This window comes from Bradyrhizobium sp. 1200_D9_N1_1 (assembly GCF_052075915.1).
Taxonomy (GTDB): domain Bacteria; phylum Pseudomonadota; class Alphaproteobacteria; order Rhizobiales; family Xanthobacteraceae; genus Bradyrhizobium; species Bradyrhizobium diazoefficiens.
The window spans coordinates 4253098-4266023 of sequence record NZ_CP197226.1 but is presented as its reverse complement, the minus strand read 5'-3'; the positions used below and the strand labels follow the sequence as shown (position 1 = coordinate 4266023).

The 12926-nt window shown below is 65.1% G+C and carries 17 protein-coding genes; 7 read left to right on the top strand and 10 right to left on the bottom strand.

All coding sequences use genetic code 11. The features are described 5' to 3' along the window. Positions 1 to 110: 110 nt before the first annotated feature. Together AB5K84_RS20585 and AB5K84_RS20580 are read right to left on the bottom strand one after the other, a co-directional pair. On the bottom strand, positions 111 to 1484 hold the full coding sequence (locus AB5K84_RS20585) for a PleD family two-component system response regulator (RefSeq protein WP_028171565.1): 1374 nt from the start codon (positions 1482 to 1484) through the stop codon (positions 111 to 113). Positions 1485 to 1498: 14 nt separating this feature from the next. Further along, positions 1499 to 1864 (bottom strand): response regulator, encoded by a 366-nt coding sequence (locus AB5K84_RS20580; protein ID WP_007603272.1) that lies wholly within the window; start codon positions 1862 to 1864, stop codon positions 1499 to 1501. 237 nt (positions 1865 to 2101) lie between these two features. Between AB5K84_RS20580 and AB5K84_RS20575 the strand changes: the two genes are divergently transcribed. Together AB5K84_RS20575 and AB5K84_RS20570 are read left to right on the top strand one after the other, a co-directional pair. Continuing rightward, on the top strand, positions 2102 to 2413 hold the full coding sequence (locus AB5K84_RS20575; RefSeq protein ID WP_011087883.1) for a DUF3572 domain-containing protein: 312 nt from the start codon (positions 2102 to 2104) through the stop codon (positions 2411 to 2413). Continuing rightward, complete coding sequence (locus tag AB5K84_RS20570; protein ID WP_011087884.1) at positions 2410 to 3702, top strand: DNA polymerase IV; 1293 nt, start codon at positions 2410 to 2412, stop codon at positions 3700 to 3702. The genes AB5K84_RS20575 and AB5K84_RS20570 overlap by 4 nt, the downstream gene beginning before the upstream one ends. A gap of 16 nt (positions 3703 to 3718) precedes the next feature. Here the strand turns inward: AB5K84_RS20570 and AB5K84_RS20565 are convergent, their stop codons facing one another. Beyond that, positions 3719 to 3874: a hypothetical protein gene (locus tag AB5K84_RS20565; RefSeq protein ID WP_165448163.1), complete on the bottom strand. Its 156-nt coding sequence runs from the start codon at positions 3872 to 3874 to the stop codon at positions 3719 to 3721. Positions 3875 to 4073: 199 nt separating this feature from the next. On the opposite strand from AB5K84_RS20565, the gene AB5K84_RS20560 reads away from it, so the two are divergent. Next, positions 4074 to 4481, top strand: a complete 408-nt coding sequence (locus AB5K84_RS20560; RefSeq protein ID WP_110116288.1) for an ACT domain-containing protein — start codon at positions 4074 to 4076, stop codon at positions 4479 to 4481. 36 nt (positions 4482 to 4517) lie between these two features. On the opposite strand, the gene AB5K84_RS20555 is transcribed toward AB5K84_RS20560, so the two are convergent. The 3 genes from AB5K84_RS20555 to AB5K84_RS20545 all read right to left on the bottom strand — a co-directional run bounded on the left by AB5K84_RS20555 (position 4518) and on the right by AB5K84_RS20545 (position 6470). Then, positions 4518 to 4916 carry an NUDIX hydrolase gene (locus tag AB5K84_RS20555; protein WP_110116289.1) on the bottom strand — a complete coding sequence of 133 codons (399 nt, stop codon included), beginning with the start codon at positions 4914 to 4916 and terminating at the stop codon, positions 4518 to 4520. 12 nt (positions 4917 to 4928) lie between these two features. After that, complete coding sequence (locus tag AB5K84_RS20550; RefSeq protein ID WP_028171561.1) at positions 4929 to 5330, bottom strand: RidA family protein; 402 nt, start codon at positions 5328 to 5330, stop codon at positions 4929 to 4931. A gap of 294 nt (positions 5331 to 5624) precedes the next feature. Next, entirely contained in the window at positions 5625 to 6470 is an 846-nt protein-coding gene (locus AB5K84_RS20545; protein WP_028171560.1) for a cell envelope integrity EipB family protein, read from the bottom strand. Positions 6471 to 6718: 248 nt separating this feature from the next. Here AB5K84_RS20545 and AB5K84_RS20540 point away from each other — a divergent pair, with 248 nt between their 5' ends. From AB5K84_RS20540 to AB5K84_RS20525, 4 genes are all read left to right on the top strand, one after another. Continuing rightward, positions 6719 to 7186, top strand: a complete 468-nt coding sequence (locus AB5K84_RS20540) for a RidA family protein (RefSeq protein WP_110116290.1) — start codon at positions 6719 to 6721, stop codon at positions 7184 to 7186. 5 nt (positions 7187 to 7191) lie between these two features. Further along, the gene (locus tag AB5K84_RS20535) at positions 7192 to 7938 is read left to right on the top strand and encodes a glycerophosphodiester phosphodiesterase (RefSeq protein ID WP_441232597.1); all 747 of its coding nucleotides are present in this window, start codon (positions 7192 to 7194) and stop codon (positions 7936 to 7938) included. Positions 7939 to 8166: 228 nt separating this feature from the next. After that, positions 8167 to 9423: a GNAT family N-acetyltransferase gene (locus tag AB5K84_RS20530; RefSeq protein WP_011087892.1), complete on the top strand. Its 1257-nt coding sequence runs from the start codon at positions 8167 to 8169 to the stop codon at positions 9421 to 9423. 60 nt (positions 9424 to 9483) lie between these two features. Beyond that, entirely contained in the window at positions 9484 to 9912 is a 429-nt protein-coding gene (locus tag AB5K84_RS20525) for an HIT family protein (RefSeq protein ID WP_011087893.1), read from the top strand. A 121-nt stretch (positions 9913 to 10033) separates the two neighbouring features. On the opposite strand, the gene tsaA is transcribed toward AB5K84_RS20525, so the two are convergent. The 4 genes from tsaA to AB5K84_RS20505 form a co-directional block, all read right to left on the bottom strand. After that, positions 10034 to 10525 (bottom strand): tRNA (N6-threonylcarbamoyladenosine(37)-N6)-methyltransferase TrmO, encoded by a 492-nt coding sequence (gene tsaA, locus AB5K84_RS20520; RefSeq protein WP_011087894.1) that lies wholly within the window; start codon positions 10523 to 10525, stop codon positions 10034 to 10036. 30 nt (positions 10526 to 10555) lie between these two features. Next, positions 10556 to 10906 (bottom strand): AzlD domain-containing protein, encoded by a 351-nt coding sequence (locus AB5K84_RS20515; RefSeq protein ID WP_110116292.1) that lies wholly within the window; start codon positions 10904 to 10906, stop codon positions 10556 to 10558. After that, positions 10903 to 11643 (bottom strand): AzlC family ABC transporter permease, encoded by a 741-nt coding sequence (locus AB5K84_RS20510; RefSeq protein ID WP_060912523.1) that lies wholly within the window; start codon positions 11641 to 11643, stop codon positions 10903 to 10905. Before AB5K84_RS20510 ends, AB5K84_RS20515 begins: the two co-directional genes overlap by 4 nt. Before the next feature lie 248 nt (positions 11644 to 11891). Further along, on the bottom strand, positions 11892 to 12914 hold the full coding sequence (locus AB5K84_RS20505) for a lytic transglycosylase domain-containing protein (protein ID WP_246790624.1): 1023 nt from the start codon (positions 12912 to 12914) through the stop codon (positions 11892 to 11894). Between the last annotated feature and the right edge of the window lie 12 nt (positions 12915 to 12926).

The following is a 12926-nucleotide window of genomic DNA, read 5'->3' as shown; positions in this document are numbered from 1 at the left end:
ATGGCGCCGCTGCAGGCGCAAGCCTGTTTGCTACCCGCATAAGCCCTTGATCCGGCTAGCGCCGGCTACTGTGCATAGGGTTGTTTTCGCGACTTTTGTGCGAGCCGCCCTCACGCCGCCTGCGAGACCACGCGATTGCGGCCGTCGTGCTTGGCGCGATACAGCGCGGTATCGGCGCGCTTGAGGACGTCGGCGACCGCCTCACCCTTCTGCTCCAGCGTTGTGAGGCCGATCGAGATCGTGACCTCGATGCGCTTGGTGCCCTTGTGGATCGCGAACGGCTCGCCCGCGATCGAGCGGCGCAGGCGCTCGGCGACCATGCCGGCAACGTGGAGATCGGTCTCCGGCATCACGATGACGAACTCCTCGCCGCCATAGCGGCAGGCGAGATCAATGCCGCGGATCGACTTGCGCACGCGCACCGCGAATTCGCGCAGCACGTCGTCGCCGGCATCGTGGCCGTAATTGTCGTTGATCGACTTGAAATAGTCGATGTCCAGGATCATCAGCGCGAGCGGCTTGCCGCGGGTTGCGGCCTGCTCGGCGAGCGTCGCCAGATGGCTCTCCATGTAGCGGCGATTGTGCAGGCCGGTGAGCGCGTCGGTGATCGCCATCTCGATCGAATTCTGCACGTTGTCGCGCAGATGATCGGTGTAGCGGCGGCGGCGGATCTGGGTGCGGGCGCGCGCCAGCAGCTCGGTCTTGTCGATCGGTCGCAGCAGGTAGTCGTTGACGCCGATCTCGAGGCCGCGGAGCAGCCGCGTCGAATTCTCGGGGTCCGCGATCGCCAGGATCGGCACGTGGCGCGTGCGCTCCAGCGAGCGCGCCTGGCTGCACAGCCTGAGGCCATCGAAATTGTTGAGGTCGAGCGAGACGATCAGCAGGTCGTAATTGCCCTCGGCGGCGTGGAACAGCGCTTCGGTCGGGTTCGGCTCGACATCGACGGTGTGCTCGGCGGCGAGCAGGCTCGCCAGCCGCTCATAGGAGGACTGGCGGTCGTCGACCAGCAGGATGCGGCCGCCCTTGCCGGTGTCGGCGACCGCAGTGCGCTCCGGCGCCTGCATGCCGATCTCGAGCGAGGTGATGGCGCGCATGCGCAGCTCGTCGGTCATCATCTTCAGCCGCGTCAGCGAGCGCACGCGTGCGATCAGCACGACGTCGGAGACGGGTTTGGTCAGGAAATCGTCGGCGCCCGCTTCCAGCCCGCGGTTGCGGTCGGACGGGCTGTCGAGCGCCGTCACCATCACGACGGGGATGTGGTGCGTCGCCGGATCGGTCTTCAGACGGCGGCAGACCTCGAAGCCGTCCATGTCGGGCATCATCACGTCGAGCAGGATGATGTCGCATTCGGCGCGGCGGGAGATCGCCAGCGCCTCGGTGCCGTTCGAGGCGGTCATCACGTCGAAATATTCGGCGGAAAGCCGGGCCTCGAGGAGTTTGACGTTGGCAGGAACGTCATCGACAACCAGGATACGCGCGGACACTTTGAACTCACTTCCTATCCGATAAAACGCCGGACCGTCTCAATGAACTTGCCGACCGAAATCGGCTTGGACAAATAGGCTTCGCAGCCGCCCTCGCGGATGCGCTCTTCGTCGCCCTTCATCGCGAAGGCCGTGACCGCGACGACGGGAATGGAGCGCAACTCCGGATCGTCCTTGATCCAGCGCGTCACCTCCAGGCCCGAGACCTGCGGCAATTGGATATCCATCAGCACGAGGTCGGGCCGCATTTTCCGAACGAGATCCAGCGCCTCGTAGCCGTTGCTGGTGCCCGTGGTCTGGTAACCGTGCGCCTCCAACAGGTCGCGGAAGAGCTTCATGTTGAGCTCGTTGTCTTCCACGATCAGGACGGTCTTAGCCATCCCGTCCTCCTGATTGGCACGAAGCCCGATACATGTGACGCCTCAGGCGCCGCTCCCCGGCGCTTCGAAAACTGGATTCAAACTAGCCTCAGATTCGCTCTAGTTTCGTTAAACCCGAGGGGCCACTTTCTGCGATGTGGTTTCCAGTTGCTTGTCGGGCGTCGCAAGACTCAGGCGCGAGACTCGGGCATATTCCAAAGTAGACACTGAAAGTTAACGGAAAGGCAAACTGGGCCCTTGAAAAAGCCTGTTCACAACCCCCGCGAAGTCGCTGAAATCGTTGCGATTCAGGCATTGTCCTTTGTCGCGGGCGAGCCCGAGCGGCTGGGCCTGTTCCTGGCCGAGACAGGTGTCGGCCCGGAGACCCTTCGGAACGCCGCCTCGGACCCCAATTTCCTCCTCAGCGTACTCGATTTCGTGCTGCGCGATGACGCGACCGTGAAGGCCTTTGCCACGGCCTCGGAGCTGCATCCGACCAACGTTGCCGCGGCGCGGCAGGTGCTGGGCGACGCGCTCGGCGACCGGACCTGGGAGCGCGACGTGCCGTGACCGTCTCCGACCCGGCCGGGCCCCGCTGCTTCTGCCGGGATTGCCTGGTCGATCTGGATATGGGCGTGCGGCGCTGCTCGGCTTGCGGTTCCCCTCGCCTCGTCCGCCACCGCGCGCTCTCGAGCCTGACCATCGCCCATATCGACTGCGACGCCTTCTATGCGACAGTCGAGAAGCGCGACAATCCTGACATCGCCGACAAGCCCGTCATCATCGGCGGGGGCAAGCGCGGCGTCGTGTCGGCCGCCTGCTACATCGCACGCACCTATGGCGTGCGCTCGGCGATGCCGATGTTCAAGGCGCTCGATGCCTGCCCGCACGCGATCGTGATCCGTCCCGACATGGCGAAATACGTCCGCGTCGGCCGCGAGGTACGCCAGGCCATGCAGGCGCTGACGCCGCTGGTCGAGCCGCTCTCGATCGACGAGGCCTTCCTCGATCTCTCCGGCACCGAGCGGGTCCACGGCATGATCCCGGCCAAGGTGCTGGCGCGGTTTGCGCGCAACATCGAGCGCGACATCGGCATCAGCGTCTCGGTCGGCCTCTCCTGCAACAAGTTCCTGGCCAAGATCGCCTCCGACCTCGACAAGCCGCGCGGCTTTGCCGCACTCGATCAGGAGGAAGCGCGTTTGATGCTGGCTTCGAGGCCGGTCGGCTTCATCTTCGGCGTCGGTCCTGCGACGCAGGAACGCCTGGTGCAGCGCGGCTTCCGCATCATCGCCGATCTTCAGAAGGCCGACGAGATCGAGATGATGCGGCAATTTCCGAGCGACGGCCGCCGGCTGTGGCGGCTTGCCCGCGGCATCGACGACCGCCGCGTCGAGCCCGATCGGGGCGCCAAGACGATTTCCAGCGAAACCACCTTCGAGACCGACATCCGCGATTTCGCGACGCTGGAGAAGATTCTCTGGCGGCTCTGCGAGAAGACGTCGTCGCGGCTGAAGAGCAGCGAGCTTGCCGGCTCGACCGTCACGCTGAAGCTGAAGACCGCCGACTTCCGCCAGCGCACGCGCTCGCAGTCGATCGCAGCGCCAACGCAGCTCGCCGCAAAGATCTTTTCGATCTGCCGCGAGATGCTGGCCAAGGAGATCGACGGTACCGCCTTCCGCCTGATGGGCGCCGGCGTCAGCGCACTGCGCGAAGGCTCGCCCGCCGACGACACCGACATGCTCGACCGCCGCGCCGCCCACGCCGAGCGCGCGGTGGACAGTCTGCGCAAGAAGTTCGGCAACTCCGCCGTCATTCGTGGCATCGCGTATGATGGTCCCGAAACAGGACAGCAGGAGTGATCGAGTCCTGCTCAATTCAGTCGCGTTCGAAGATCCGCGCACCCGGATAGACGCGCCGGGCATACTGAACGACCAACTGCCGATCCTGAGTCTCCAGGAACGGAGTTCGGATCTGACAAGACCCGACGACGAGGTGCCACAGGCCGTTGAGCTTTCGAATGATGACGTTCATTTGAGCTTCCTCGCAGTGACCCGAGTGGACTCAAATTGTAAGAATCTCCCGCCGTCGCTCAATTGTACCAGCGTAAGGTCAGCGTATGAGAAGGATTGCAAGAGATATACAAAGGTATGTTGACCGTGACTCCAACGGCTTCCGGCGCCGATAGCTTCGCAAGGGCTCAAACGATCCCGCCCGCCCAGGAGCTGGCACCGTGACAGGCGAACGCGACCTCAGCGTGCTGTTGAAAAACATGAAGCCGGAGATGCAGCCCGGCGCCTTCGTGTTTTGCACGATCCCGCCCAACGAGCCCATTCCCGCAGCGGTCAACCCACTGCTGACGTTCCGCGAGCAGGAAGGAACGACGCTGGTGATCCCACGCGAAGAAGCCGAGGCATCAGGCTTACGCTACGCGTTTGCATCGCGCCCGATCACCCTGACGGTTCACTCCGCACTCGATGCGGTGGGCTTTCTGGCGGCTATCACGGCGCGACTGGCCGAAGCCGGCATCAGCGTGAATGCCGTTTCGGCCTTCCACCACGACCATCTCTTTGTGGCTGTCGACCAGGCCGATGAGGCGATGGCCGTTCTGCGGGAGATGTCCAAAGCGAAGCACTCGTAGCCCGGGTGGAGCGAAGCGCAATCCGGGCTACGGGATTCACGAACACAGCGGAAGTAGGTTGTCCCGCGTCAAAGGCGCGAGTTTGACAGCTCCGGGCGTGGACGGATCGAGCCAGAGAATCTCCTCGATCTCGGCTCCCGGAGCGACCGGATGCGCAATGACGATGCGGAATACTTCCGCATCGACCTGCCGGCCCGGCTCATTCGCGGCAGGCGCAGTGTATCGCCCGACATAGGTCATCTCGCTCGGATCGATATCGATCCCGAGCTCCTCCGACAATTCGCGCCTCAGCGCGTCCTGCGGATGCTCGCCGATCTCGATCTTTCCTCCGGGCTGCATGAAGCTTTCGGTAGCCTTCTTCCTGACCAGCAGGACGCGCCCATCGCTCCTGCTCATCAAGGCAGCAGCGATCCGAATGGAATTCTGCAAAGTCATTCCGTCCGCACCTCAATCCGCGACCGCCACCGCCTCGATCTCGATCAGCCATTCCGGCGCGGCGAGCGCGGAGACACCGACGAGGGTGGAGGCCGGCGGCTCCATGCCTTCGAAGAAGGCGGAGCGGGCCTTGCCGATGATCGGGCGCAGTTCCGGCTTGTAGTTCACCACGAAGGTCGTGATCTTGACGATGTTGGCGTAGCTCGCGCCGGCAGCTTTCAGCGCCAGGCCGAGATTCTGCATCACCTGCGTCGTCTGCGCGGCGATATCGCCCTCGCCGACGATCCGCCCCTCCTCGTCGGTCGAGACCTGGCCCGAGATGTAGATCGTCCGCGCGCCCGTGGCGGTGACGACGTGGGAATAGGCCGGATTGTGGTGCAGGCCGCTGGGGCGGAGATGGTCGAGCTTGGGCATGGAGCTGGCTCCCGGAGGTTTGTGGTTGGGAGAGAGCGTAGCGGGAGAGGGAGCTGAGGGCCAGCCCGTCATTGCGAGGAGCTCTTGCGACGAAGCAATCCAGAATCGTTCCTCTAAGAGATTCTGGATTGCTTCGCTGCGCTCGCAATGACGACACGGAGTGAGAGCCGACAAACAACTCTCGCCGTCCTTCCGGGGCGGTCCGCAGGACCGAACCCGGAATCTCGAGATTCTCAGGTGCGCAATTGCGCACCATAGTTCTCGCTTCGCGAGCCCCGGAATGACGATCGACGTTCAATTACAGGGCTTGCTGTCCTTGACGTCGAACTTGCCCATCGCGCCCGAGATGACGAAATCATTGTAATCGAGCACGAGCTGGCGCGAGACGCCGTTCTCATAGAGCTCGAATGCCATTGCATAGATCGGCGTCTGCTCGCCTTCCTTCTGCTGGGCGTCGCGGTCGAAATAGCTGACGGTGACGGGCCAGCGCTTGAGCGATTTCATGTGCTCGTCCGTGGTGGACGGATCGGTCGAGGAGGCACGGTCGGCGGGGATCGGCTGGCCGATCACGGTCAGCGTGTTGTAGACCTTCTGGCCGTCGTCGGAGCCGTCATAGACGGACAGCTCGAGCAGCGACTTGCCGTCCTTGGCGGCGGCGATGATGCGCTGGATCTGCTCGGTCGGGAACACGATCTTGCCGTCGAGCGTAAAGCTCTTCGGCGCCGGCAGCTTGAGCTTGACGTTGATGTGGTCGCCGTCGCGCTCGGCCGAGCCGTCGACCCGGCCGGCGTCGGCCTCGTTCATCCGCGTCTCGATCTTGAAACGGTAGCTTTTTCCCGCGGCGTCCTCCCAGGAGTTGGAGCGGAGGTCGCTGAGCGTGATCTTGCCCTCGCCGCTGTCGAGCTCGGAGACCTGGCGGAATTCGGAGGTGTAGCCCTCGCAGGAGCTTCCGGTGAAATTGTAGAGGATGCGGCCGCGCGCGCTGTTGACCGAATTGGAGCGCGACTTGACGAGGCTGAGGTCATAGAGCGCCTGATGCGCGAGGAACGGACCGTTGGCGGCCAGCGCCCCGCCGCCGGGGCCACAAGCGGCCGCCGCGAGCGCCATCACACCGAGCGAAGTCCGGAAAAGGTGCATCATGTCTGTTCCTTGAAGATGCGTCCTTGGGAAGCGCAGATTCGACATTTTAATGACCGTTCCATTGCGTCGCAACTGAGGCCGTTTCACGTAAAGTTGCGGCCCTCGCCCTGAACCTCCTGCCCTGCCTCAACAAAACGCAGCCCGCCGGGGTTGCTTGCATGTGGCGGCACGATGGGCGAAACAGGGCGCGCCCGGGCCGCCGATGGGACGCGCCCGGGGTGGATGATTTTTGGACAACGAGGTCGAAGATGGCGGGCACGGTCGAGCAGAAACTGGCGGAACAGGGCATCAAGCTGCACGAGGCGCCCACCCCCGTGGCCAACTACGTGCCGTTCGTGCGCACCGGCAATCTGCTGTTCGTCTCCGGCCAAGTCTGCTTCGATCCCGCGGGCAAGCTGATCGCCAAGGGGAAGCTGGGTGCCGGCGTCTCGATCGAAGAAGGTGCCGCGGCCGCGCGCGGCTGCGCCGTCAACCTGCTGGCCCAGGTCAAGGCGGCCCTCGGCGACCTCGACAAGGTCGTGCGCGTGGTACGCCTCGGCGGCTTCATCAACTCGGCGCCGGACTTCCTGGACGGGCCGAAGGTGCTCAACGGAGCCTCCGACCTGATGGTTGCCACCTTCGGTGACAAGGGCCGCCATGCCCGCACCACCGTCGGCGTCGCCTCACTCCCCGCGGATGCGGCTGTGGAGGTCGAGGGTGTGTTCGAGGTCACCTGACCCGAATGCGCGCCCCTGATTGGCTGACAGCCCGGCCGGTCGCCCATCGCGGCCTGCACGACATTTCCCGCGGAATCGTCGAGAACATGCCGGGCGCGGTCCAGGCTGCGATCGCAGGCAATTTCTCGATCGAGGTCGACATCCAGCTCTCGGCCGACGGCGAGGCCATGGTCCATCACGACCATGCGCTCGGCCGCCTCACCGAGGCCACCGGCGAGGTGATCGAGAGGACCGCGGCGGAGCTGAGGGCGATCAGGTTCAAGGACACGGACGAGCGGATGATGTCGCTGTCCGACCTCTGCGCCATGGTTGGCGGCCGGGTGCCGCTGGTGATTGAGGTGAAGAGCCATTTTGACGGCGACCGCAAGCTGGTGAAGCGGATGGCCGAGGTGCTGGCGTCCTATCAGGGCCCCGCGGTCGGCATGTCCTTCGATCCCGACCAGGTGCTGGCGCTGCGCGAGCTGCTGCCCTCCCGCCCGCGCGGCATCGTCGCGCAGCGGAGCTATGAAGACGAGTACTGGGCCAAGCTGACCGAGGCGCAGCGCGACAGCATGCTGTACCTGCGCCACGGCTTCCAGACCCAGCCGCATTTCGTCGCCTTCAAGGTCGACCACCTCCCGGCACCCGCCCCCTGGATCGCCCGCAATGTGTTCGGCTGCGCCCTGCTCGGCTGGACCGTCCGCACGCCCGAGCAGCGGACGCGGGTCGGGCAGTATGCGGACCAGATGATCTTTGAGGGGTTCGTGCCGTAGCCCTAGGGTCGTCCTGGCGAAAGCCAGGACCCATTACCCCAGGGAGGAGTCGTGGCCCGAAGCTGCAACTCCGAGTCATCGCCAAACCAAATTCCGTGGGTATGGGTCCTGGCTATCGCCAGGACGACTCGGGATAGATCTTTGCACAATCGCTGATACCGCGTTTGCATCTACACCTCAGTTCCCGCCCTCTTGAAGTCGCTGCTGCAATGCACGATCTTGGGCACGATGGCATCAACCGAAATCACGCTCGAGGCCGTACCGTCCATTGGCGAAGTGTCGCCCGAAGATTGGGACGCCTGCGCAAATCCCGGCAAGGCTCTTATCGAAAAGGCTTGCAACGGGCATGGCAAGGGATCCTCATCCGGGCTTCCAGGCGATTCGGCCGGTCTCTTAAAGCCTGCCTATAACCCGTTCGTCTCGCACGCGTTTCTCTCCGCCGTCGAGAAATCGGGTTCGGCCACGATCCGCACCGGATGGGGACCCCGGCATCTGATCGCCAAGATCGACGGCCGCGTTGCCGGCGTCGTGCCCTGCTATCTGAAATCGCATTCGCAGGGCGAATACGTCTTCGACCGCGGCTGGGCTGACGCCTACGAGCGGGCCGGCGGGCGCTACTATCCCAAACTCCAGGTCTCGGTTCCCTTCACCCCGGCGACCGGGCCGCGGCTGCTGGTCCGCGACGGTGTCGACCGCGAGCGCATCATGGAGGCATTGGCGAGCGGGCTGGTGGCGCTGTGCGGGGTCAGCAAGGCTTCCTCGGTGCACGTCACCTTCGCGCGGGAGGCGGAGTGGAAGCTGCTCGCCGGGCACGGCTTCCTCCAGCGCACCGACCAGCAGTTCCACTGGCACAACGAGGGTTTTGCGAGCTTCGACGACTTCCTCGCCACCCTGAACTCGCGCCACCGCAAATCGATCAAGCGCGAACGCCGCGACGCGCTCGCGTCCGGCATCACGATCCACTGGCTCACCGGAAAAGACATCACCGAGGAGGCCTGGGACGCCTTCTTCGAATTCTACATGGAGACCGGCTCGCGCAAATGGGGCCGTCCGTATCTGACGCGCGAGTTCTTCTCGCTGATCGGCGAGACCATGAGCGAGGACGTGCTGCTGGTGATGGCGCGCCGCAATGGCCGCTGGATCGCGGGCGCGATCAACTTCATCGGCTCGGACACGCTGTTCGGCCGCAACTGGGGCGCGGTCGAGCATCATCCGTTCCTGCATTTCGAGGTCTGCTACTATCAGGCGATCGATTTCGCGATCACCCGCGGCCTCACACACGTCGAGGCCGGCGCGCAAGGCGAGCACAAGATCGCGCGCGGCTACCTGCCGAAGACGACCCATTCCGCCCACTTCATTGCCGATCCGGGCCTGCGCCGCGCCATCGACGATTACCTCAAGCGCGAGCGCGCCTATGTCGCCGAGGCCGGACGGGAGTTGGCCGAGCTCGGCCCGTTCCGGAAAGGCGCCGACGAGGCGCCTTGACGGTTCGATGCGGCTGGTGACAGTAAGCGCAAAATTCCGAGGAGCCGCCGAGGAGCTGCCATGACCGCCTACGACACCAACAACATCTTCGCAAAGATCCTGCGCGGCGAGTTTCCCTGCCACAAGGTCTATGAGGACGAGCATGTCTTCGCCTTCCTCGACATCATGCCGCGGGTGCCGGGCCATACGCTGGTGATCCCGAAGGCCCCTGCCCGCAACATCCTCGACATCAAGCCCGACGACTACGCCCATGTCGCTCGCGGCGCGCACAGGATCTCCGCCGCGGCGATGAAGGCGTTCAAGGCCGACGGCATCACCGTGCAACAGTTCAACGAGCCAGCCGGCGGACAGGTGGTGTTTCACCTGCACATGCACGTCTTGCCGCGCCACGACGGGGTGGCGATGCTGCCGCCCGCGAGCCGTAAGGAAGACGTCAAGGTGCTGGAAGAGAACGCGACCAAGCTGATCGCGGCGCTGAAGGCGGGCTGACTTTCTCCACATCGTCATTCCGGGGCGCGCCTCTTGGCGCGAGCCCGGAATCCATTTCACGACGATCTCTGCGGCCCGATGGATTCCGGGCTCGACGCTTCGCATCGCCCCGGAATGACGACTACTCCGTCTGGAAATCCCCGGCTTGCGGCGCGGCCAGCGGCGTGAACTCGCAGCGGTCAGGCTTGATGTCGATCAGCGGCGTGTTGTCGAGACAATCGAGCCCGCGCACCAGAATGGCATTGCCCTCGATGCCGACCAGCTTGACGATCGAGGTGCCGATCGGGTTGGGCCTGACCGGCGAGCGCAGCGAGAACGTGCCGCGGGTCTTCTCGTTGTTCTTCGGGCTTTGCAGGATGATGTCGCGGCGCGACTTGTCGAGCCAGTAGAGCACTTCGAGATTGCTGTAGAAGTCGACGCCCTTGATGGCCGGCACGAACGGCTCGAAGATCTCGAGGCGGCAGATCGGGCCGTCGTGCCGCCCCTGCCGCGGCGTCTCCAGCCGCGACGTCCAGGGCGTGCGGATGCGGCCGATGAAGACGAGGCCGGCATCCTCTGCGGGCGGCAGCTCGATGGCGACCTCGCCCTCGCGGAGCTCGTTTTCGCGAACCATATTTCCAGTTCCTTGCTGTTCGCGAAGGTTTTAGCCCAACCACCACGTGCCGGCCAGCATGAAGACTTCGCCCGTGACAACGCCCGCGAAGATCGAACGGCGGGTCAGCAGGAAGACAACGAGGCCGGCGCCGACCGCGCCGTAGCGCAGGACATCGGGCACGCTTGCCAATGCGCCCGGCGGCTCGACCACAATCTGGGCGATAACGCCGGCCAGGATCGCGGTGGCGACCGCCCTCACCCAGACCAGCAGTTCGGAACCCTCGTCGATGCCGCCGCCGAACCACAGGCCCAGCATGCGCCAGATCTGGTTGGGCACGACGCCGGCGACGAACAGGACTGCGAGCGCATGCCAGTCGCCGACGAGCTGTGCGAAACTCATGCGCGCACCTCCCGCCACCAATGCACGCCGTAGGCGATCGATCCGGCCACCACGCCGCTGACGAGGATGTCGAGGCCGGAGTTCATCTTCGCCGCCAGCGGGTAGAGCAGAATCCCGAGCGCCAGCGCGACCACGTCGGCGACCTCGCGGCTGTTGCGCGCGGTCGAGAACAGGAAGGACAGCGGCGTCAGCAGCAGGATCGCGGCGCCAAGCGTCTGCGTCAGGTTGGCGGCGAGGAAATAGCCGACCGTGTTGGCGGTGAGGCACACCGAGACCAGGCCACAGCCGAGCCCGTGGACAAAGGCGATGCGCCGCTCGCGCGGCACCTGCGGCAGGAAGCGGTGGCATTCGACCCAGAGCGTCACGGCGGTGAGATGCGCGGCGAAGACCAGCTCGCGCCGTTTCGTCTTCGGCGTGCGCATCAGCGGTAGCACCGAGACCACCATCGGAAACAGGCGGATCGCGCTGACCGTCACCGCGATCGCCGATTGGATGACGGTCGCGCCCGAGCCGAGCGTCGTGATCAGAATGATCTGCGCGGGGCCTGCCCAGACGAACAGCGTCGAGCAGAGCGCCCAGAGCAGGCTGAAATGAGTGTCGTGGGCGAGCGCGCCGATGCCGAGATAGGTCACGAACAGCACGATGGTGAGGATCGTCTGCGTGATCGAGCGCAGCCCCCACGCAAAGGCGCGCCAGGGACTTTGCCATTGAGGTGAATCGAGCGGAGGAAGCGCCACGGGACGGCCGGCTGGGGTTGCGGAATCGTGCCTGCATAACGGGCAATGCGGCGGTCCGCGTCAAGGAACCGCGCGGCGGAGCTGGCATGCGCACGGCCAACACCCGCCGCCGTCATTCCGGGGCGCGACGAAGTCGCGAGCTATGATGCGCAATTGCGCATCTGAGAATCCATCAGGCCGCGGAGATTGTTGAACAATGGATTCCGGGTTCGCGCCAAGGGGCGCGCCCCGGAATGACGAGTGGGGTCCTACCCGCTCACACCGCGGTTCTTCAGCACGAAGCAGGCGCCGCCAGCCTTGCGGATGCGGTTGCAGAGATCATCCGCCTCGCTGCGCGTATCCGCGCCGATGCGCACCTGGTAGAACGCGCGCGTACCGCGGCTGCGCATCACCGAACTCAGCAGGCTCGGATCGCGCTCGCCGATCACCGCGCTCAGCCGCGTGACGGCACGGGAATACATCGCCAATGCCCTGTTGCGGTCGAAGCCGGCGGCGAGCTGCACGCCCCAGATCTTCGCGGCGGCCAGCTCTACATGCTGCTCGAGCTCGGCGACGAACGGATTCGGCGCGCGCTTCAACAGGGCCATGAGATCGCGGCAGCTCGTCGGCGGCGCGCTCGGCGGGCCCTTGCCGGTACCGCCGGCCTTCGCCCAGGCATCCACCGTCGCACCGGTGATGGCATAGACGTAATTGCGGGTCTGCTCCGGCATCGGGCCGGTACCGGCCAGCCATTCCTGGACGCGGCGCGGGCCGGCATTGTAGGCGGCGGCCGCCAGGCCGAGATTGCCGAACTGATTGCGCAACTCGTTCAAGAATTCGGCCGACTTCGGCAAGGCCTGAACCGGATTGAACGGGTCAAGCAGCCCACGCTCGCTCGCGGTGCCCGGCATGAACTGCGCGATCCCCTGCGCATGCTCGCCGCTACGGGTCATCGGACCCACCGCATCGGCCTGGAAGCGGCTCTCCTGCCAGATCACGCGGGCGAAGAATTCCAGCGGCAGGTTGGCGTCCCGCGCGGCCGCCTCGACGATCAGGCAGATGGACTCCCGCGTGTCGCTCTCGCGCGCATCCGCTGGCTTCTGCGGCGGCGTCGCCGGCTCCTCGACGCTCGGCACCGCGACGTCGGTCCCCGCGGGCGAGTTGTCCCCTGCCGCGACCTCTGTCGCAGAGGTCAGCAGCACGGCAACGGCGAGTGATGCAATTCTCGCCAACGCTGCCCAAGCATCGCTGTGGCGCACGCCGGCGCGGCATGCGAGAAGCTGATCCGCCATCTTGTGGCATCG